This window comes from Pseudomonadota bacterium, assembly GCA_008501635.1.
GTDB lineage: Bacteria > Pseudomonadota > Gammaproteobacteria > QQUJ01 > QQUJ01 > QQUJ01.
In genome coordinates, this window is record QQUJ01000013.1 from 1 (window position 1) to 20481 (window position 20481).

A 20481-nucleotide genomic window follows, 5' to 3' on the forward strand; every position below is an offset into this window, starting at 1 on the left:
CTTTCATCGACTGGGCATCCTCAACCAACGAACCAAACAAATACTGATGCCAAAACAATGGCATCACATCAGTGACTAAGGTGTAAACCATGTGCCCGGTTCAATTCGTAAACAATGTTCGGGTTGCACAGTGAGGGCGGTGTGGGCGTGCCGCTGCCCCTCACCCCACACTCTTCCGGTGGAAGAGGAATTGAAGAATCTGTTCTCTTTGCGAACTTCGCGCCTTGGCGTCTTTGCGCGGGACAAGAGCTCTATCCAGAAGGCACAAACCGTGAACAACGACAACGATCAACCCACCGTCGACTTCGGCTATCAGCAGGTGCCGCTCCACGAAAAGCACAGGCGCGTGGCGCAGGTCTTTCACTCGGTGGCGGGCAGGTACGACCTCATGAACGACCTCATGTCGTTCGGCGTCCACCGCATCTGGAAACGTTTCACCATCGAACGCAGCGGTGTGCGCACCGGTCAGCGCGTTCTCGATATCGCGGGCGGTACCGGCGATCTCGCCAAAGCCTTCGCAAAACGGGTGGGCGACAGTGGCGAGGTGGTGCTGGCGGATATCAACGGTTCGATGCTCGACGTCGGTCGCACGCGCCTGATCGATGAGGGCGTGGTTGGCAATGTGCGCTACGTGCAGGCCGATGCCCAGCATCTGCCGTTTCCGGATGGCTACTTCAATTGCATCACCATCGCTTTCGGACTGCGCAACGTTACGGACAAAGATGCCGCGCTGCGCTCGATGTTTCGGGTACTGCGCCCCGGAGGCAAGGCGATGGTGCTGGAGTTTTCGAAACCTATGGCACCCGGCCTGGGACCGGTCTACGACCTTTATTCCTTTAAGCTGCTGCCGGTGATGGGCAAACTGGTGGCCAACGATGCCGAAAGCTATCGCTATCTCGCCGAGTCGATCCGCATGCACCCGGATCAGGGGATGCTCAAGGTCATGATGGAGGATGCCGGCTTCGAACGCTGCGAGTACCACAACCTGAGCGGCGGGATCGTCGCGCTGCACATCGGCTACAAGCTGTGAGCTGATCGCGCGAAAACAACATGATAAACGTAAGCAACCACCAAAGACACTGAAGCCACCGAAAGTGCGAATATGAATGTTGGGAAACGACTGTCGCAACGGCGACTGGTGGATTCGATTGCCTCGGGCTGGGCCGCCGACAGAGCACAGAACTGTTTTTCGGTGTGTTCAGTGTCATCGGTGGTTCCGCCTTTTTATAAACTGCGTAACTGGTGAGACACGAAGCCTGCTAACGAGCACGAATCATGGACCCCTTATCGCTGCCCCTTGCTCTCATCGAAGCCGCCTGGAACGCGGTGATCCGCGCCCGTCCCGAACTGCAGGCGGCGGTCACAGCGCTCGATGGCCGCGTGGTGCAGATAACGCTGAAGGGGTTGGAGCGCAGCTTCTTCGTACTGGTCAGTGAAGGCCAACTGCAGTTGCAGGGTGAGTGGCAAGGTGAACCCGACGCCCACATCAGTGGCACACCGCTGGCATTCATGGCGCTGCGCGCCGGCGAGGAGGCGACCCTGTTCCGTGGCGAGGTGACCATCGACGGTGATGCGCAACTGGGGCGCGAGTTTCGCAAGCTGCTCGATCAGATCGCGGAGCATTGGGAAGCTCCCCTGGCCGGCGTGGTGGGCGAAGAGTCGGCTGCCAAATTGAAGGCCGCGTGGGAAGAGTTCTTCGACTGGAGCGGGCAGACACTCCTGACCTTCGCCCGCGATTTCGCCGGCTATATGAAAAGCGACGCCGAACTGCTGGCCGAGCGCGAGGCGGTGGCGAATTTTCTCGACGCCGTCGACACCCTGCGTTCCGATGTCGACCGGTTGGCGGCGCGCGTCAAACGCCTGCAGGATCGGAGCGCCGGGTGATCCGCCCCGGCGAGGCATGGCGGCTCATCCACATAGCCTGGGTGCTGGTGGTGCACGGACTCGACGACATCATCCTTGCGACTCACCTGTTCCGCCCGGTACGTTTTTTACGCTATCTGACACCGTGGTTCTTCCTGAAGAGCCGCCGCGGCCCGCGCGGTGCGCGCATACGCGCGGCGCTGGAGGATCTGGGGCCGATCTTCGTCAAGTTCGGGCAGATGCTCTCCACGCGCCGCGACCTGCTGCCCCTCGACATCGCCATCGAACTGGCCAGGCTGCAGGACAGCGTGCCGCCCTACCCGGGTGCGCAGTCCAAAGCCATTGTCGCGAAGGCGTTGGGTAAACCGCTGGAAGAGGCGTACGCAAGTTTCGAGGACGAACCGTTCGCCAGCGCCTCTATCGCCCAGGTGCACGGCGCAATCCTGCCCGATGGCACTGCGGTGGTGGTCAAGGTGTTGCGCCCGGGCATCGAGCGCGTCATCCGTCGTGATGTCGCGTTGCTCTATCGTATCGCCGAGTTGGCCGAGCGCTATTGGAAAGAGGGGCGGCGACTGCGTCCCGTCGAAGTGGTCGAGGAGTACGAGACCACCATCATCGACGAACTGGACCTGATGCGTGAGGCCGCCAACGCCTCTCAATTGCGCCGCAACTTCGAAGCGAGCGACCTGCTTTACGTCCCCGAGGTCTACTGGTCGCACACGCGACGCAATGTGCTCACCCTCGAGCGCATCAGCGGTACCCAGGTCAGCGATATCGACGCCTTGCGCGCTCAGGGCATCGATATGCGCGACCTCGCGCACCGCGGCGTGGAGATCTTCTTCACCCAGGTGTTTCGTGACAATTTTTTTCATGCCGACATGCACCCCGGTAACATCTTCGTCACACCGCAGGGCAACTACATCGCGGTCGATTTCGGTATCGTCGGCAGCCTGACGCCCAGCGATCAGCGCTATCTGGCCGAGAACTTCATCGCCTTCTTCCGTCGTGACTACCGGCGTGTGGCGGAGTTGCACATCGAGTCGGGTTGGGTTCCCGGTGAAACACGGGTCGATGAGTTCGAGGCGGCGATCCGCACCGTGTGCGAACCGATCTTCGGGCGCCCGCTGAAAGAGATCTCATTCGGTCTGTTTCTGCTCAATCTGTTCCAGACCGCGCGGCGCTTCGACATGGAGGTGCAGCCGCAGCTGATTCTGCTGCAGAAGACCTTGCTCAACATCGAGGGGCTGGGGCGCGAGCTCTACCCCGATCTCGATCTGTGGGCGACCGCCAAACCCTTCCTCGAGCGCTGGATGCAGGAGCAGGTCGGCACCCGCGCCCTGATTCGCGGCTTGAAAGAGCAGGTGCCGCGCTGGGCGGAGATCCTGCCGCAGCTGCCCGGCGAACTGCACGACTTCGTGCACCGCGCCAATAGCGGCAAGCTGGAGGTGCAGTGGAAATCCGACGAGTTGAAACGGATTCGCAAGGAGATCCGCGAAGGGCACCAGCGCACCTACATCGCCATCGCCGGTGGCAGCCTGATCATCTCCGCGGCCGTGTTGTTGGGTCTCGATGGTTATGCATCCAAGATGATCTGGAACGCCCCTGTGCTGACCTGGGTCTCCGGTGTACTGGGTGCGGCTCTGCTGCTCGCCGCCTGGCCGGGCGGCGGTGAGGATTGAGACCACTCCGCCGGTCCCCCGCCCTTTGCAGAGGTATATAGCTCGCCAAGGGACCTGGCGGGATCCGCTCCCAGCCGAACACCACATCACAAAACGCCTTCGCCCTCAGGGAGAAGGCCGGGATGAGGGTGATTTTCAAGGCTGTACTACCGCCGCATGTCTGATGCACGGCAACCCATGGGACCGCTGCCTCCCAAACCCCATTTCCGCGTTCCCCACCAATAGCGCTAGAATCGACCCCGGGCTAGAAAGACCCGGAGGAACATCGAGCGCGACGGAATGCGGCCTTACCCGCGAATCCTCGCAACCAACCTCACGCCGTCAATAACGACAAAGTCAGTACCACCTCACGTGTGGTGGTCGCAACAGGGGGTAAGCATGAATCCTGTCATCATCTGGTTTCTGATCGGTCTGGCACTGGTGCTGGCGGAGCTCGCCGTGCCCGGCGTCATACTCATCTTTTTCGGCATCGGCGCCTGGGTGGCGGCGCTGACCACCTGGCTCGATCTCACCACCTCGCTCGATTCCCAGCTCATGGTCTTTGCCATTACTTCGGTTGTGCTGTTGGTGCTGATGCGCCGCTGGATCAAGGGCCGCATGTACGGCCACGTCACGGAGGAGCAGGATCTAAATGTCGATCTCGACGAGTTCGTCGGTTACCGCGTCACCGTCACCCAGACCATTGAGCCGGGTAAGGGCGATGGACGTGTCGAATTCAAAGGCGCGCCGTGGAATGCGATGGCGGACGAATCGATTGCCGCCGGCGAGCAGGCCGTGATCGAAAAGGTAGATGGGATTACCTTGAAGGTCCGTAAAGGTTGATGAAGTTGTCGGTATCAAGGCTTGTGCCAAGCGTTTGCATGCCCCACACCCTGGTCAATCCCTGATAGGAAAAGGGTAAGGGGTGAGGGGAACTACGGTTCAATTGACAAAGGGGAACAACAATGGGTTTTGAGATCAGTCTGAGTCTGGTGGTGTCGATCGGTATCGCCATCCTGGTCGTCGTCACCATCATCAACACCGCGCGCATCGTCCCGCAGCGCGAGGCCTTCATCATCGAGCGGCTCGGAAAATACGCCAAGACGCTGAGCGCCGGTTTCCACATCCTCATTCCCTTTGTCGACCGCGTCGCCTACACGCATTCACTCAAAGAGGTGGCCATCGACGTTCCCTCACAGACCTGCATCACCCGCGACAATATCGCGGTGGAGGTCGACGGCGTGCTCTACCTGCAGGTGATCGATGCCGCCAAGGCGAGCTACGGTATCGACAACTTCCGCTTCGCCGCCACACAGCTGGCGCAGACCACCATGCGCTCCGAAATCGGCAAGCTGGAACTGGACCGCACCTTCGAAGAACGCGAGGCGATCAACGGCGCCATCATCTCGGCGGTGGACAAAGCCTCCGATCCCTGGGGCGTCAAGATCACCCGCTACGAGATCCGCAACATCACCCCGCCGCGCAGCGTTCAAGATGCACTGGAAAAGCAGATGCGCGCTGAGCGCGAAAAGCGTGCCGTCATCGCCGAATCGGAAGGCGAACGCCAGTCCAAGATCAACATCGCCGAAGGCACCAAGCAGCAGGCTATCAAGATCGCCGAGGGCGAGAAGGAAAAACTCATCAACGAGGCCGAGGGCAAGGCCAAGGAGATCATGTTGCTCGCCGAAGCGACCGCGCGCGGCATCGAGCGCATCGCGCGTGCCATCAACGAGCCGGGCGGCAAAGACGCCGTCAATCTCCGGGTTGCGGAACAGTATGTGCGCGAGTTTGGCAATCTTGCCAAGCAGGGCAACACCATCATCGTGCCGTCAACGCTGAGCGACGTGTCGGGAATGGTGGCTTCGGTGATGACATTGATCAAGGAGACGGGTCGGGGCGGATCGCAGGTGGGGCAATAGCGCTGGAGATGGGCTGGCGGACCGCATTCAAGCCAATGTTTGGCGACAAGGAAAGCAGGGTGCCTGGGGCGATTCGAAGCAGGTGAAGGTCCGTTACAAGTAAGCTGGCTGGAAACAGGGCCTGAGATGAAATACGCCATCGTCATCGGGAAGGCCGCAGGCAATTACTCTGCCTACGCTCCCGACCCGCCGCGGTGTGTTGCCACCGGCCAAACCATCGAAGAGATGGAATCTCAGATTAGGGAGGCTATCGAATTCCATAGGGACGGTATGCGGAAGGAGGGGGAGCCCATCCCTCCGGCTACCAGCCAGGTCGAGTAAGTTGATGTCGCCTGATCGGAGTCGGCTAATGGGTATCCCCTGTTAAGAGGATGGTCGAGATTCGAGAGAAAGACCAGAACGACGATACTGAAGAGGTTGTTTCTTTGGCAACGGAAGATTTGCGTCGAATATACAGGCCGTGCGCGCATGCTACAGGTAAACCCCCCAGCGGCCATTCGTTAACTACGTTGGTAGCTGTAAAAGACAAAAACATCGTCGGTGTAATTGAATACTTTGCGGGTGATGGGGCCATACATTTCCAGGGTTTGGCAGTTCATCCTGTGTATCGCAGGCAGGGTATAGCCTCGGTACTTGTAAAAGAAATTGAATCAATTGCTATCAGGCTGGGAGCTCAAAAAGTAGTACTTAATACGATTCTGGAAACCGGCAACCCCGGTATGTTCACCAAGCTGGGTTACGAAATAACCTCTGTGGTTCCAGCCAGTGATTTTGAAGGCTTGGATGGCAAACAGGTAACAAAGGTCGGTATGCGTCGAATACTTGCCTGACAAAACAGACAGAACAATCAGGAATAATCAGCGATAGACCCTGAGGTTTCCCCGCATTTCACGCTGCTGCCACACAGGCCGATGCGGCTTGTTTGCCAAGTGGCTCTATCGCCTGCCAGGAACAATCACGGGGACAGACCACGGTTAGTAGGTTCGGTTACTAAAAACGATCTGTCCCCGGTTACCCTGAAAGGTTATTGCCGCTGCCAACCGCCCTGCCGAGTCAGGCAGAACCTAAACACCGATGCTGCTTTTCTGGCTGTCGCTGATGCGCCACAGATCGCTATTCTCGTGCTCCGTTTCGGAAAGATTGCGGTAGTAGACGACCCGATCGCGGCCTGTGCGTTTGGCGAACAGGAGTGCCGCATCGGCTGCGGCAACCAGGCCCGCGCCATCCGTGGCACAGGCTGGAAAATCGGCGACGCCAAAGCTGGCACTGATCTGCATCGCGGGCAGATCGGCTGCTTTTGCCACCTCACCCATTTTCCTGCGCAGCCTTTCCGCAATCTCCATGGCCCCGGCGCCATCGGTCTCGGGCATGATCACCGCAAACTCCTCGCCACCGTAGCGGGCGGCGTAGTCCACGTCCCGGAGTCCTGTCTTCATGATCTTGCCGAAGCTTGAAAGGACGGCATCGCCTTTCTGGTGGCCGTAGCGGTCGTTGATCTGCTTGAAATGATCGAGGTCGAGTAGCAGCAACGTCAGCGTGTGGCCGTATCGCTCGGCCCGGGCGACTTCCTCCTGCAGGCGCTGCTGGAAGTGGCCGTGGTTTCCGAGACCGGTCAGCGCATCGGATTCCGCCATTGCCTTGGTCTTTTCCTGGAGGGCCTTAAGCTCTGCATATTGGCTGTTGAGCTCGTTGTTCGTTGCGGTGAGCAGGTCTTCTTTCTCGCGCAACGCCCACATCAGGCTGTTGAAGTTCTCGGCGATCTCGCTGATCGGTCCGCGGCCGAACGAGGCTTGATAGATATCGCACGCGGCGCAATCGCCGAGTTTGGCGGCGAAACGCCCCTGCACCGCGCCCCGGCAATGGGTGCCCGACACCAGCCAGCAGCGGATGTGATGCTCCCCGTATGACGGGCATTCCGTGTGGGTACAACCTTTTACCAGCCAGCAGGTCGGGATGTGTGTGTCGTAGAAACTGACGTCCCACTTGCGCTCGGTAATGGCGGCGTGGGTCAGGCTGGAGAATCGCTCCCGTGCCTCGTCAAGAGTACGGGCCTGGGCTCGGATGCGGTCCTCTTCCCGGCCGATGGCAAAGGCGAGAAGACCAAAAAGGATTGGCGCCACCTGGATGAACACGTAGGCGCCCGCGCCACCGTCATACCGCTCGACGGTGTGGCCCAGCAGTGCGTAGGCCAGCCCGAAGAGCGCGCCGGCGGCGCCGTAGCGAAACGCTCTTTTCTGTAGGAGTTCCTTCACATATAGTACCGCTGCGAGTATTCAGACCATGATCGGCGGCGGTCCCCGTTTCTTGAGCCCGGTGGGGTGAGGTGGCGGGAGCAACCCGGTTGCCGGCCGCTCTGCGCACGAGCGTAAGCCAGCTCGTGTCGTCAAGACGGCGCGTGCACGAATCTGATCGTTTTTAAGTGGAAAACTCCGGCCACCGCTTTCTTACCTTTTCCCCGTCCGCTGCCCAGGTTACGCAGCTGTCGATGACGCGCGGTTTGGGGCGGCTGGGTTTGTTGCGGTTGTGTTCTTCCACTTCGCGATACATGGTCTGATAAGCAGTAGTGCCGATGGGCCCGAGCATCTCGATCAGGTGGGTGCAACCCAATACGCCGCCCACGCGTTCGCGCACCTGCTTCATCCAGCCCGAGCCGATGCGCAATCCAATCAGCTTTCTCATGCCGTCGGTCACCGTGGTGCAGGTTGCGGCGGGGACGAAATCGGACGCGGCCACCAGGTCGTGGATGACGAACTCGATATCGAGCGTCACCCGCAGGCTCATGCCGTGGACGGGCTCGCCCGCCTCGATACGGCCGCGGTACTCGCTGTCCACGCCATAGGTGCGAACATCCTCCAGCGTGGCTTCGATGTCCCACAGCCCATCGTGACGACGATACCCGTTGCAGACTATCGTCCGGGTATGGATGTGCTCGCGTGCAACAGGCTCGGGTAGGGGCATTGGCTTTTTCCGGATCAGTCCTGCGCGCATTTTATCACCGATGGCGTGAACCGTAGCGCGGGTGCGCCCTTCACGGTCGCTCTCAGATGAATAGGTGATTCGGTAGAGGTACCGGTACCGGTGATCCGGGTGGTAATTTCCACCAACAACCTCGGCAAGCACGCGTTCGACGCACAGGGCGGGTACTTCAGTCCGACAATGAACTAGAATGCCCGGGGCACGGGGACGATCAGGGCATCAAGGGCCGGTGACACGATGAACATAGCGAAAAATTCGGTGGTGCAGTTTGGCTATACCCTGAAGTCGGAGACGGGCGACGTGATCGAATCCGCCAGCCCTGCTGCGCCGGTTGCGTATCTGCACGGGCAGGGCAACATCATCGCCGGTCTCGAACGGGCGTTGGAAGGCAGGGCCGAGGGTGATCAATTTTCCGTGACCGTGCCTCCGGAAGACGCTTACGGAGCGCGTAAGGATGGGTCGGTGCAGCGCATTGCCGTGAAGCATCTGCAGGGAGCGCGCAAGTGGAAGCCGGGCATGATTGCCCATGTCGATACCGAACACGGCAGGCACCAGGTACAGATCGTCAAAGTGGGCAAGTTCATGGCCGATGTCGACACCAACCACCCGCTGGCCGGCAAGACGCTGGTATTCGATATTCAGGTGGTCTCAGTGCGCGCTGCCACCGACGAAGAACTGGCCCATGGGCATGCGCACGGCGCGGGCGGCCATCATCACTAGCGGGCTCAAGAATCAGATACCCGCCATTGTGCCTGGTTCGTGATTGCCGAAGAAACCTTGCGGGTCTTCCAGAAACTGAATCGAATCGAGAATCGATTTGAGGTGGGACACCTCTTCCTGCGCAAGTTTTGTGTAGAACGCCTTTTCAAACGGGTCCGTAACCTCATCGGCGCGCTGCTGATAGAAGTGGCTGCCGCGGCGCTCGAAATCGGCGGCCTGATTGAGTGCGGCGATATCGTCGGTGTCGATGGCCTGCCGTTCTTTGATCTCTTCCATGGCTTGGGTGAAGATTTCGGCGACGGAATGGTTGCCATCTGATTGGGATTCGGGCCAGCTGCCGCTGGTTTCCAGCGACTGGTAAATCTCTTTGATGCGGGCGATGTGATCTTCTTCGGACTCCCGCAGGTACTCGAACATCCGCTGCCCGAATTTACTGGTCGCCTTGTCGCGGGCGGCCTTGTAATAGGCCATTCCCTCGACTTCCATCTGCAGTGCTTTCTTCAATGCGGTCATGCGGCTGTCGGACACGATCGATGCTCCCTGGTCATGTTGTTCTGGTAGCGCCGCAATGTTGCAGACGCCAACTTTGCCGACAGGCTAACCCGATTTGGCGGCCACGGCGAGCCTCCCTACGCAGTACCGGGGGTAAGCGTCCAAAGAAAAGGCCGCCACCTCAGGGAGGTGGCGGCCTTTCGACTTCGTGTTACTGCTGAAGGTGAAGCGTCTTAGGCAGCTTTCAGACCGACGGAAGCGAAGCTCTCCTTGGCCACTTTCTGAGCCTCGGCGGTGAACTTCTCACCCATCTCGGCCACACTCTTGGCATCGGCAACCAGCTTCTCGCCAACGGTCTTGGCAACTTCCTGCTGGTCGGCGATATAGGCTTGTAGACCGGCTACGTCCTGCACCGCCAGGGCGGCCTTCAGCTGGGAGACACCCAGTTTGGAGTAGGCTTCCAGGCTGGAGACCTGCAGGGCAGCCAGCTTCTCGAAGTTCTCGACGCCCAGGGCGTTCAGCTTCTGAACCGGGGCCAGGGCAACCTTGAACTGCTCGAAAACATCAGTGTAAGAATTCAGTTTCATGTGCGTATCCTCTCAAAGTAAATAGGGGTTGGGTTCTTTGTTGCAGTGCAATATACGCCTGTTGATGTTGCGTTGCAACAAGATTTTTCGACGCAATGAAAATATTTTTTAGAGCGTGGCTATTCCCTATATATATCTTTTTATTCAATAAGTTATAAGTCATCGCCAGCGCGGAATCGATTCAATGAGCGGTCCGTAAGGGTCGATTTTTCGGCGCTGTGACCCGAAAGGAGAGCCGAGAGATGCGACTCATCAGGGCGCAGGAGTTCGCGGCAGAAAGCCCGTGGGGGGCGCTTGAGATTGCCAATATGGCCGGTATCACCACCCGATTGCATTGGACCGATCGACCATACCGATGGCACGTGAGCGACGGGGATGAGGTTTTCGCCGTCCTCGATGGGCGCGTGGTACTGGAGCTGGGCGACTTTTTAATGCGGCTTCGGGAGAACCGGGCATGTCGTCCATCCCATCGGCGAAGCACGGGTTCTGGTGGTGGAGAGAGAGTGCAGCGATTGAACACGGCGCGGTTGGAGGACACGCGCAGAAAGGCCTGATCGTCAACTGGAGCGCGGGATAGGTTAGGGTACACTCGGGACCGATCTTTACCGACCCAGTGAAAGCCCGTCATTGTCCACCACACTCGCTCAAGAACTTTTCGCCATCATCGCCCCCGTTTTTCTGGTCGCGGGGATCGGCTTCGCGTGGGGGCGTTTTCGGCTTCCGTTCGATACCAAGGGTATGACGACGTTGGTGACCTGGGTCGGCACGCCGGCCCTGGTGGTCTCCACGCTGTTGAAAACCGCGCCGGCGCTGGGCACCTTGAGCAAGTTGCTGCTGGTGGCCGTCGTTGTCCATGTTGCGATGGGGTTGCTGGGCTACCTGGTTCTGAAACGCGCCAGGCTTTCCTGCAAGGCGTTTCTGCCCAGCCTGATCTTCGGTAATTGCGGCAACATGGGTTTACCGTTATCCCTGTTTGCCTTCGGCGAGTCGGGCCTGGCGTTGGCTATCGCCTTTTTCACCGTATCTGCGATTGGCATGTTTACCGCCGGGCAGGCGATTGCGGCGGGGCGCACTTCGCTCGGCATACTATTACGCACCCCGATACTCTGGGCGGTGGCGCTGGCCATGGTCTTGCTGGCGACCGGGACTCGTTTGCCGGGTTGGGCAGGCAGCACGGTCGATCTGCTCGGCCAGTTCACCATCCCCATCATGATCCTGGCGCTGGGGGTCTCCCTGGCCAAGTTGCAAGTGCACTCCCTGGGGCGCAGCGCCCTCCTCAGTCTGGTGCGCATCGGCGGTGGTATGGCGCTGGGATTTGGAATTGGCGCCCTGTTCGGATTGGAAGGTATTGAGCTGGGTGTGGTCGTGCTTCAGGCGTCGATGCCGGTGGCGGTGTTCAACTACCTCTTTGCGCAGTACTACAGCAACGAGCCGGAAGAGGTAGCGGGTTTGGTGGTGGTCTCCACGGCGATGAGTTTTATGATGCTGCCGTTTCTGCTGCCGGTGATTCTCTGAGCCTTTAAGGCCTGTTTCGGGAGCATTCAGGTATCGTGTCGAGCAGCGGCATGGCGAGGGGGCAATTCCTTAACGGTATGACCTGACCCGCTGTGCGGTCAGACCTTTCGTTACGAATTCTCCACGAACGGACGATTTGGAATCCGCGTGGGTTTTCGATGATGGAAGTGGGTTGCTTGCGTCAGGCGGAGAGTCGACAATGTCATACCTGCGCTGTCGCATCACCCCTCACTATCGACCAAGGAGTTGCCCGTGACCCAGGAGATCAAGACCATCCTCTACGCAACGGATCTGGGCGAGCATACCCGCCCGGTATTTCGCTATGCCATCGTGCTGGCCAAATGTGTAGGGGCAAAGATCGTGGTGGCGCATGCGATGGAACCGCTGGGCACCACGGCAAAAGCGGTCATCGAAAGCTACCTTCCCGAAGGCAACTACCAGAAGCTGCACGATGAGGGTTTTGCCAAAACGCGGGCGTTGATGACCTCGCGTATCGAGAAGGCCTGCGAGGAAGAACTCGGTGTCAGCGCTGCCGACAGCCAATTGATTGAGGATATCGTGGTGCTCGAAGGCGTACCCGCGCGGGTGCTCTACAAAGAGGCACAAAAGCGCAAAGCACAACTCATCGTGCTCGGCTCGCACGGCCATTCGCGGCTCGGGGAACTGCTCCTCGGTTCTACCGCACGGCGGCTGACGCAGATCAGCAAGATACCGGTGTTGTTGGTGCCGACCGAAGGCGATTGAGATACGCTTCAAATAGTGCAGCCGAGGCCGGGTCTTTCCCGGCCTTGCTTTTCTCGCAGTGTCATCTGCTACATTGCGTTGGTTGCTGAGGGGGGAACCGCGCGGCATGTCTGACCACACCACACTGATCGATGTCCTGATTCTGCTGGCCACTGCCGTCGTGGCGGTGCCGTTGTCGCAGCGCCTCGGCCTCGGTACCGTGCTCGGCTATCTGGTCGGTGGTGTTGTCATTGGGCCGTGGGGACTGGGGCTGATCGACGGCGTGGAGGAGATACGCCACATCGGCGAATTTGGCGTGGTATTTCTGCTCTTTGCCATCGGTATCGAGCTGCGACCTTCGCGACTCTGGGGTATCCGTCACAGCGTATTGGGCCTGGGCTCGGCGCAGGTGATCGTGACGGGTTTGGTGCTGGCCGGAGCGGTGTATGCGCTGGGTTTGCCGCTCAGCATCGCGCTGCTCGTGGGTTTCGGCCTGGCGCTGTCGTCTACGGCCTTCGGGCTACAGTTGCTCACCGAGCGTGGCGAGCTCAATACCACTTACGGGCGTACGTCGCTCGGCATACTGCTCTTTCAGGATCTCGCCGTCGTGCCACTTCTGGCCCTGGTGCCGCTGCTCAGCGAAAAGCCGCTGGAGCTGACCGAGAGCGTTGGTTTCGCGCTGCTCGAAGGGGTGCTGATCATCGTCGGCGTGGTGGTGATCGGTCGCTATGTGTTGAACCATGTGTTCAACCTGGTGGCGCGCAGTCGCAGCAGCGAGGCGTTCGCCGCGGTTGCGTTGCTGGTGGTACTGGGGACCGCGGCCCTGATGCAGAAGGCCGGCCTGTCGATGGCGATGGGCGCCTTCATCGCCGGCGTGATGCTGGCCGAGTCCAAATACCGCCACCAGGTGATCGCCGATATCGAACCCTTTCGCGGGTTTCTGCTGGGGCTGTTCTTCATGACAGTGGGCATGTCCATAGATTTCGGTCTGCTGTTTGAGCGTGCCGGCTCAGTGGTCGCGTCGGTGGCGGGGGTGATGACCGTCAAGGCGCTGCTGATACTGGTGATCTGCCGCGTCTCCGGCCTGCACCTCGCCAACGCCAGTGCCGTGGCGTTGCTGCTGGCGCAGAGCGGCGAGTTCGGTTTCGTGCTGTTCGGGGTGGCCGCGGTGGCCGGGGTTATGACCACCGACCTGTTTCATTTCCTCACTCTCATCGTGGCGCTGAGCATGGCGGCGACACCACTGCTGGCGCGCGTCCTGACCTGGACTCTGCAGACCTGGGGGCAGCGGCAAGCCGGACACGAGATGCGTGAAAGCCCGGTGATCGGTCTTTCGGGTCACGTCATCATCGCCGGCTTCGGGCGGGTCGGCGAGCGCGTAGCACGGGTGCTGGGGCGGGCGGAGATCCCCTACGTGGCGATCGACATGGATGCGGATCGTGTTACCGCGGCGCGCGCACGTGGCTATTCCGTATTCTATGGCGACGCCAGCCGCAAAGACGTGCTGGATGCGGCGGATGCCGAAGCGGCGGGGTTGCTGCTGGTAAGCCTGGATAGTCCCAGTAGCGCCGAGCGCTGTGTCGAAGCGATGCACAGGCACTATCCGCAGCTCCCTATCCACACCCGGGCCCGCGATCGCGAGGGGGCGATCAAGTTGCGCGAGCTGGGGGCTTCGGTCGCCGTCTCCGAGACCTTTGAGGCGAGCCTGCAGTTGGGAGGCGGCGTACTGCAGGCGCTGGGTCGCGAACCGGAACGGATCAGTGAACTGCTCGACGAGTTTCGCCGCAGTGTCTACGGCGTAGCGGGCGAATCCCAGAATTACGGCGCGGCGAAGGGCGAGAACGATCACCTGCCCTGACGGCCGCGTGCCCGCATTGGGTGCTGGTTTAGGGCCCGCCGATTTCTCACCCGTCGTGATAGTGCGCCATGCATTCGCGTATTTCGGCCGGGATCCGCACCGGCCGCATGCCGTCCATCTGGCAGCAGACCAGCCTCTGGGTGATGCGCAGTCGTTGCTGACTTTCGCAGCTGACCGCATGGTGCAGGGTAAACGACGAGTTGCCCAGTTGCGGTACGGTCAGCGCAAAGCTGAGCTGGTCCCCAAGCCGTGACGGGGCATCGAAATGGACGTCGAAATGGGTGGTGGGGATAGCCAGTTTCAGGTCGGCGTGCAAGCGCCGGAAATCGCAATCCAGCGCCTCGGCAAACCAGTTCTCCACCGCCTGATTGACCATCTCGAAATAGCGGGGATAGAAGACGATCCCCGCCATATCGACGTGTTCGAAGCGCACCGGGACGGTGGTGACGAAGGCGTTGCTCATGGGACTACGGCGGTCGCCTCGATCTCCAGTTTGGCGCCGTCTTCGATGAAGCCTTTGACCTCGATGACCGACATCACCGGGAAGTTGCGGCCGATCACCTCGCGGTAGGCTTCGCCAAGCTTGGCGAGTGAACCCAGGTACTCGCGTTTGTCGCCGATGAACCAGGTCATGCGCACGATGTGCTCGGGCCTGGCGTTACCGGCGGCGAGGATCGCCACGATGTTGCTCAGTGCCTGGCGCGCCTGCCCGGCAAAGTCGTCGGTCTCGAACTCCTCGTTGGCGTTCCAGCCCACCTGGCCGCCGAGAAAGATCATTTTGCCGCTCGCGGCGATGCCGTTGCTATAGCCCTTGGGGCGTTTCCAGCCCTCTGGTTGCAGTATTTCCACGTGCCTTTCCTCCCAAATTAACTTGCATTTGCCAAAAAATAGTTTAGATATAAAATAATGAAATGTAAAACGTCTATTTTGTACTCATGAGTCACGACCACTCGTCGCGCCCCTTGTCCGGCCGTACCGCACTCATCACCGGCGGCAGCCGCGGCATTGGTGCCGCCTGCGCCGCGGCACTGGCGTCGGAAGGCTGCGATCTGATCCTGCTGGGGCGCAATGCCGAGACCCTGGACACTCACACCGCGCTGTTGCGTAATGAACACAGGGTTGAGGTTCACGCCCTGGTCGCCGACGCATCCCATGAAGACGCGCTGCGCACGGCCATGACCCAGGCCCGCGATGGGCATGGCCCGATCGATATTCTGGTCAACAACGTGGGTGGGGCGGTGAGCGGGCTGCTGGAACGGACCACTTCCGAGCAGTGGCACCAGACTCTGGCAATGAACCTTACCAGCACCTTCGTCTGCACACAGTTGCTGTTGCCGGCGATGAAAAAAGCGGGCTGGGGCCGCATCGTCAATATTGCCTCTACGGCGGGGCTCAAAGGGTACGCGTATGTGGTGCCCTATTGCGCGGCCAAGCATGGCGTGGTGGGCATGACACGCGCGCTGGCGGTGGAGCTGGCCGGCAGCGGGGTGACGGTCAACACCGTCTGCCCCGGTTACACCGACACCGATATGACGCGCTCCACGGTCGACACCATCGAAAAGGTGACCGGGCGCAGCCGCGAGCAGGCCTACGCGGAACTGGCCGCCGGCAATCCGCAGCGGCGGTTGATCCAACCCGGGGAGGTGGCGCACGCGGTGTCCTGGCTGTGCCTGCCGCAGAGCGGCGCGGTCACCGGGCAGGCGCTGGCGGTCGCTGGCGGCGAGATCTGAGGAGCGATGTGCATGGAGCCGGCCGCAGGTTACGAAGATCGTGAAACGGCGACCAGCGCCGCCGATCGCAAAGAGATCCGCATGTGGTTGCGTCTGCTGACCTGCACCAACCTGATCGAGCGCGAGTTGCGCGCGCGCCTCAACCGCGAGTTTCAGACCACGCTGCCGCGCTTTGACGTGCTCGCGCAGCTGGAGCGCGAACCCGAGGGGCTCACCATGGGACAGCTCTCGACGCGCATGATGGTGACCGGGGGCAATGTCACCGGCGTTATCGACCGCCTTGCCGCCGATGGCTTGGTCGAACGCCTGCTCGCGCCGGGGGACCGGCGCAGCAACATCGTGCGCCTTACCGCGGCCGGACGGAATCTGTTCGCAAAGATGGCGGCGGTGCACCATGAAACGTTGCACGGGCTGCTTGACGGATTCACGCGCAGCGATGTGGACGGGCTTTTCGCCGCGCTGGGAAACCTGAAGGCGACACTGCGCAGTAACATCATCGAATAGGAGCGTTGCATGTACACTCTCAAAGCCGCGGAATGGCAACCGCAACACTTCGACTGGTCGGTCACCGACCGGGTCGCCACCGTCACCCTCAACCGGCCGGAGCGCAAAAACCCACTCACTTTTGAAAGCTATGCCGAACTGCGCGACACGTTCCGCAATTTGGCTTACGCCGAGGATGTGAAGGCGGTGGTGATCACCGGTGCGGGGGAGAATTTCTGCTCCGGCGGTGACGTGCACGAGATTATCGGCCCGCTGACGCAGATGGGCATGGATGGGCTGCTGAACTTCACGCGCATGACCGGCGATGTGGTCAAAGCGATGCGCGCGTGTCCGCAACCGATAGTTGCCGCCATCGACGGTGTATGCGTCGGTGCCGGTGCCATTCTCGCCATGGCCAGCGATCTGCGTTACGGCACGGCACGCAGCCAGGTGGGTTTCCTGTTCGTCAAGGTCGGCCTCGCCGGGGCGGACATGGGCGCCTGCGCCATTCTGCCGCGCATCATCGGGCACGGACGCGCTTCCGAGCTGCTCTATACCGGACGCATGATGAGCGCCGCCGAAGCGTTGGCCTGGGGTTTCTACAACGCCCAGCCCGAACCCGACGAATTGCTGGCGACCGCCCAGGCGACGGCGCAGCGCATCGCCCGTGGCCCCACCTTCGCGCACGCCATGACCAAACGCTGCCTGCATCAGGAGTGGGACATGGGTATCGACGAGGCAATCGAGGCCGAGGCGCAGGCGCAGGCCATCTGCATGCAGACCAAGGATTTCGAACGCGCCTACCACGCCTTCGTCAAAAAACAGCGCCCCGAGTTCAAGGGCGACTGAGAGCTACACCATGCCGGATACGAGCTTTCTCAACTGGCCCTTCTTCGATCAGGCGCACCGTGCCCTCGCGGCCGACCTTGAGGCGTGGTGCGGTCGGTATCTTGAACCGTTGATCGAGCGCGAACATGCCGCCGGGAACGACAACAGCGCATTGGATGCAACGTCGCAGGCGCTGGTCAGCGCCCTGGGCGCTGGCGGTTGGCTGCGCTACTGCGTACCGCAGGAGCACGGCGGCGCGTACCCCGAACGGCTCGATGTACGCAGCCTGTGCCTGCTGCGCGAGACGTTGGCCCGCCACTCGGGTCTGGCCGATTTCGCCTTCGCCATGCAGGGTCTGGGGACGGGTTCGATCAGCCTGTTCGGCGGCCTGGATCAGCAGCAACGCTATCTGCCGCCGGTGGCGCAAGGTGACAGGATCGCCGCTTTCGCGATCTCGGAACCGGAGGCCGGTTCCGACCCGGCGGCGATGACGACCCGGGCCGAGCGCGACGGCGACGGCTACCGGCTGAATGGCACCAAGACCTGGATCTCCAACGCCGGGCTCGCCGATCACTATGTGCTTTTTGCGCGCACCGGCGAAGCCGGCGCCAAAGGACTGTCGGCGTTCATTGTCGACGTCGATTCGCCTGGACTGTCTGTCAGCGAACGCATTGCGGTCATCGCGCCGCATCCGTTGGGGACGCTGCAGCTCGATGACTGCCGCGTACCGGCCGAAGCCTTGCTGGGTGCCGAGGGTGAGGGGTTCAAGATCGCCATGGCCACGCTGGACATCTTTCGCGCAACCGTTGGCGCTGCGGCACTCGGGTTCGCGCGCCGTGCGCTCGATGCGGCACTGGCACGCAGCGCGCAACGGATCATCGGCGGCCGTCCACTCGCCGATTACCAGCTTGCCCAGAGCAAGATCGCGCAGATGGCGGTGGAGATCGATGCGGCTGCGTTACTCATCTATCGCGCCGCTTGGACCAAAGATGCTCAGGGTGGTCGCATCAGCCGCGAGGCGGCCATGGCCAAGTACTACGCCACGGAGGCCGCCCAGCGGGTTGTCGATCAGGCGCTGCAGCTGCACGGAGGTTTGGGTGTGGTGGCGGGCGAGACCGTCGAGCGGCTCTATCGCGAGGTGCGCGCACTGCGCATCTACGAAGGCACCAGCGAGGTTCAGCAACTGATCATCGCCGGCCAGGTGCGCGCGGTGCATGCCGCGGAGCGCGATGTGTAACCATCGGGTGCGCGAAGTGAATGAATGGTTTTGGTGTTCAACTTCGTGAACTTTGTGTACTTCGTGGTGAATAAGGAAGTTTTTGAGTCTATTGGTTTGCGCGAACGGCGAAAGGGCAACCGCCGTGAACCACAAAGTACACGAAGTGCACAAAGTAAGAACAAGAAGACTTCTGTTTGTCGGTAGCGTGAACTTCGTGGTCGGTAGGGCGGACCGTGTGTCGCCCGATCGGTTCGAGTGACCGGGAGGAGGAAGAGTGATGGATACTTTTGTACGTGATCATCTGCCACCCGAGGAGTTGTGGCCAGTGCGGGATTTCAGCGGTGTGCCGGAGCTGGCCGCCTATCCGGAGCAATTCAACTGCGCCGCCGAACTCCTCGATCACTGGGTCATCGACGGCAGGGGCGAGCAACCGGTGCTGCACTTCGGTGACGCGGTGTGGAACTATGGCGAATTGCAGGACAAGGCCAACCGCATTGCGCGGGTGCTGGTCGAGGATCTCGGGGTCGAACCGGGCAACCGGGTGCTGCTGCGCGCGCCCAACAATCCGATGCTGGTCGCCTGCTGGATGGCGGTGGCCAAGGCTGGCGCGGTGGTGGTCGCCACCATGCCGCTGCTGCGCAGCCATGAGTTGGCCTACATCATCGACAAGGCACGCGTGCGTCACGCCTTGTGCGATGTCGCGCTGATCGATGAACTGGCGCAGGCGCACGGCGAAACGCAACGGCTCAGGCATCTGCTCACTTTTTCCAGTGACGGTTGCGGCTTTCAACCGCTGGAGCGCGCGATGGCCGTCAAGCCGGACGGGTTCGACAACGTCGACACCGCGGCGGAAGACCCGGTACTGATCGCCTTCACCTCCGGCACTACCGGGCAGCCCAAGGGAACGGTGCATTTTCATCGCGATATCCTCGCCATGTGCGACACTTTCGCCCGTCACGTCGCGCACATTCAATCCCATGACATCTTCACCGGCTCGCCGCCGGTCGCCTTTACCTTCGGGCTCGGTGCGCTGGTGGCCTTTCCCATGCGTTTCGGCGCCTCCACGGTGATGGTGGAGCAGTTCGGTCCCACCACCATGCTCGAGACCATCCAGCGTCACAAGGTGACCGGCATGTACACCGCGCCCACGGCGTATCGGGCGATGCTCGGGCAGGTGGGCGATTACGATCTCGGCAGCCTGACGATGTGCATCTCTGCCGGCGAGCATCTGCCCAAGCCCACCTGGGAGGCGTGGCACGAAGCGACCGGGCTGAAGATCATCGACGGCATCGGTTCGACCGAGATGCTGCACATCTTCATCTCCGCCGCCGGCGACGATATCCGCCCCGGTGCGACGGGCAAGGCGGTGCCCGGTTACCGCGCCTGCATCGTCGATCGCCAGGGGGATCCGCTGCCGATCGGCGAAGAGGGGTGGCTCGCGGTGCAGGGGCCGACGGGGTGCCGTTATCTTGCCGCCATCGACAAGCAGCGCGCCTACGTGAAAAAGGGCTGGAACATCACCGGCGACATCTACCGCCAGGACGAGGAAGGTTATTTCTGGTACGTGGCGCGCGGCGACGACATGATCGTCTCGGCCGGCTACAACATCTCCGGTCCCGAAGTGGAGAACTGTCTGCTGGCCCATCCCCAGGTCGCCGAATGCGGCGTGGTGGCGGCGCCCGATGAGGAGCGCGGCCATATCGTCAAGGCCTACGTGGTGTTGCGCGAAGGGGCGGTGGGCGACGCCGCGATGGTCAAGACGCTGCAGAACTACGTCAAGCAGGAGATCGCCCCCTACAAGTATCCACGCGCCATCGAGTTCCGCGGCAGTCTGCCGCGTACCCAGACAGGCAAGCTGCAACGTTTTCGACTGCGCGAAGAGGCGCAGCAATCCAGCTAGAAGGAAACTG

Annotated in this window: 22 protein-coding genes and 1 pseudogene; 17 read left to right on the top strand and 6 right to left on the bottom strand. The window is 61.0% G+C overall.

Annotation, left to right across the window (positions count from 1 at the left end):
- The first annotated feature begins 271 nt into the window (after positions 1-271).
- From DWQ09_06855 to DWQ09_06885, 7 genes are all read left to right on the top strand, one after another.
- Complete coding sequence (locus DWQ09_06855) at positions 272-1030, top strand: bifunctional demethylmenaquinone methyltransferase/2-methoxy-6-polyprenyl-1,4-benzoquinol methylase UbiE (protein ID KAA3628819.1); 759 nt, start codon at positions 272-274, stop codon at positions 1028-1030.
- A 245-nt stretch (positions 1031-1275) separates the two neighbouring features.
- Positions 1276-1884, top strand: coding sequence for a hypothetical protein (locus DWQ09_06860; GenBank protein KAA3628747.1), 609 nt, complete (start codon positions 1276-1278; stop codon positions 1882-1884).
- Positions 1881-3542, top strand: a complete 1662-nt coding sequence (locus DWQ09_06865) for a ubiquinone biosynthesis regulatory protein kinase UbiB (GenBank protein KAA3628748.1) — start codon at positions 1881-1883, stop codon at positions 3540-3542. Before DWQ09_06860 ends, DWQ09_06865 begins: the two co-directional genes overlap by 4 nt.
- 279 nt (positions 3543-3821) lie before the next feature.
- Positions 3822-4364, top strand: a complete 543-nt coding sequence (locus tag DWQ09_06870; GenBank protein KAA3628749.1) for an NfeD family protein — start codon at positions 3822-3824, stop codon at positions 4362-4364.
- Between the two features lie 122 nt (positions 4365-4486).
- On the top strand, positions 4487-5440 hold the full coding sequence (locus tag DWQ09_06875) for a paraslipin (GenBank protein KAA3628750.1): 954 nt from the start codon (positions 4487-4489) through the stop codon (positions 5438-5440).
- A gap of 126 nt (positions 5441-5566) precedes the next feature.
- Entirely contained in the window at positions 5567-5761 is a 195-nt protein-coding gene (locus DWQ09_06880; protein ID KAA3628751.1) for a type II toxin-antitoxin system HicB family antitoxin, read from the top strand.
- 50 nt (positions 5762-5811) lie between these two features.
- A complete protein-coding gene (locus DWQ09_06885) occupies positions 5812-6270 on the top strand; it encodes a GNAT family N-acetyltransferase (protein ID KAA3628752.1) in 459 nt (152 codons plus the stop codon).
- Between the two features lie 234 nt (positions 6271-6504).
- Here DWQ09_06885 and DWQ09_06890 read toward each other — a convergent pair whose 3' ends face one another.
- Positions 6505-7692 carry a GGDEF domain-containing protein gene (locus DWQ09_06890; GenBank protein ID KAA3628753.1) on the bottom strand — a complete coding sequence of 396 codons (1188 nt, stop codon included), beginning with the start codon at positions 7690-7692 and terminating at the stop codon, positions 6505-6507.
- Positions 7693-7855: 163 nt separating this feature from the next.
- Positions 7856-8398: a DUF2889 domain-containing protein gene (locus DWQ09_06895; protein ID KAA3628754.1), complete on the bottom strand. Its 543-nt coding sequence runs from the start codon at positions 8396-8398 to the stop codon at positions 7856-7858.
- 255 nt (positions 8399-8653) lie between these two features.
- Between DWQ09_06895 and DWQ09_06900 the strand changes: the two genes are divergently transcribed.
- Positions 8654-9136, top strand: coding sequence for a peptidylprolyl isomerase (locus tag DWQ09_06900; protein ID KAA3628755.1), 483 nt, complete (start codon positions 8654-8656; stop codon positions 9134-9136).
- Positions 9137-9148: 12 nt separating this feature from the next.
- On the opposite strand, the gene DWQ09_06905 is transcribed toward DWQ09_06900, so the two are convergent.
- Together DWQ09_06905 and DWQ09_06910 are read right to left on the bottom strand one after the other, a co-directional pair.
- Positions 9149-9649, bottom strand: coding sequence for a hypothetical protein (locus tag DWQ09_06905; GenBank protein ID KAA3628756.1), 501 nt, complete (start codon positions 9647-9649; stop codon positions 9149-9151).
- A 212-nt stretch (positions 9650-9861) separates the two neighbouring features.
- On the bottom strand, positions 9862-10215 hold the full coding sequence (locus DWQ09_06910; GenBank protein ID KAA3628757.1) for a phasin family protein: 354 nt from the start codon (positions 10213-10215) through the stop codon (positions 9862-9864).
- Between the two features lie 242 nt (positions 10216-10457).
- Here DWQ09_06910 and DWQ09_06915 point away from each other — a divergent pair.
- The 4 genes and pseudogenes from DWQ09_06915 to DWQ09_06930 all read left to right on the top strand — a co-directional run bounded on the left by DWQ09_06915 (position 10458) and on the right by DWQ09_06930 (position 14311).
- Positions 10458-10731: pseudogene (locus tag DWQ09_06915) on the top strand (cupin).
- Between the two features lie 111 nt (positions 10732-10842).
- Complete coding sequence (locus tag DWQ09_06920) at positions 10843-11730, top strand: AEC family transporter (protein KAA3628758.1); 888 nt, start codon at positions 10843-10845, stop codon at positions 11728-11730.
- A gap of 204 nt (positions 11731-11934) precedes the next feature.
- Positions 11935-12474 (top strand): universal stress protein, encoded by a 540-nt coding sequence (locus DWQ09_06925; GenBank protein ID KAA3628759.1) that lies wholly within the window; start codon positions 11935-11937, stop codon positions 12472-12474.
- Positions 12475-12580: 106 nt separating this feature from the next.
- On the top strand, positions 12581-14311 hold the full coding sequence (locus DWQ09_06930; protein KAA3628760.1) for a hypothetical protein: 1731 nt from the start codon (positions 12581-12583) through the stop codon (positions 14309-14311).
- Positions 14312-14357: 46 nt separating this feature from the next.
- On the opposite strand, the gene DWQ09_06935 is transcribed toward DWQ09_06930, so the two are convergent.
- Positions 14358-14774: an acyl-CoA thioesterase gene (locus tag DWQ09_06935; GenBank protein KAA3628761.1), complete on the bottom strand. Its 417-nt coding sequence runs from the start codon at positions 14772-14774 to the stop codon at positions 14358-14360.
- The gene (locus DWQ09_06940; GenBank protein ID KAA3628820.1) at positions 14771-15088 is read right to left on the bottom strand and encodes a RidA family protein; all 318 of its coding nucleotides are present in this window, start codon (positions 15086-15088) and stop codon (positions 14771-14773) included. Before DWQ09_06940 ends, DWQ09_06935 begins: the two co-directional genes overlap by 4 nt.
- Before the next feature lie 158 nt (positions 15089-15246).
- Here DWQ09_06940 and DWQ09_06945 point away from each other — a divergent pair, with 158 nt between their 5' ends.
- The 5 genes from DWQ09_06945 (at position 15247) to DWQ09_06965 (ending at position 20471) form a co-directional block, all read left to right on the top strand.
- Entirely contained in the window at positions 15247-16041 is a 795-nt protein-coding gene (locus DWQ09_06945; GenBank protein ID KAA3628762.1) for an SDR family NAD(P)-dependent oxidoreductase, read from the top strand.
- A gap of 6 nt (positions 16042-16047) precedes the next feature.
- The gene (locus tag DWQ09_06950) at positions 16048-16545 is read left to right on the top strand and encodes a MarR family transcriptional regulator (GenBank protein ID KAA3628763.1); all 498 of its coding nucleotides are present in this window, start codon (positions 16048-16050) and stop codon (positions 16543-16545) included.
- 9 nt (positions 16546-16554) lie between these two features.
- Positions 16555-17373, top strand: coding sequence for an enoyl-CoA hydratase family protein (locus DWQ09_06955; protein ID KAA3628764.1), 819 nt, complete (start codon positions 16555-16557; stop codon positions 17371-17373).
- 10 nt (positions 17374-17383) lie between these two features.
- A complete protein-coding gene (locus DWQ09_06960) occupies positions 17384-18589 on the top strand; it encodes an acyl-CoA dehydrogenase (protein KAA3628765.1) in 1206 nt (401 codons plus the stop codon).
- Positions 18590-18848: 259 nt separating this feature from the next.
- The gene (locus DWQ09_06965) at positions 18849-20471 is read left to right on the top strand and encodes a benzoate-CoA ligase family protein (protein ID KAA3628766.1); all 1623 of its coding nucleotides are present in this window, start codon (positions 18849-18851) and stop codon (positions 20469-20471) included.
- The last annotated feature ends 10 nt before the right edge of the window (positions 20472-20481 follow it).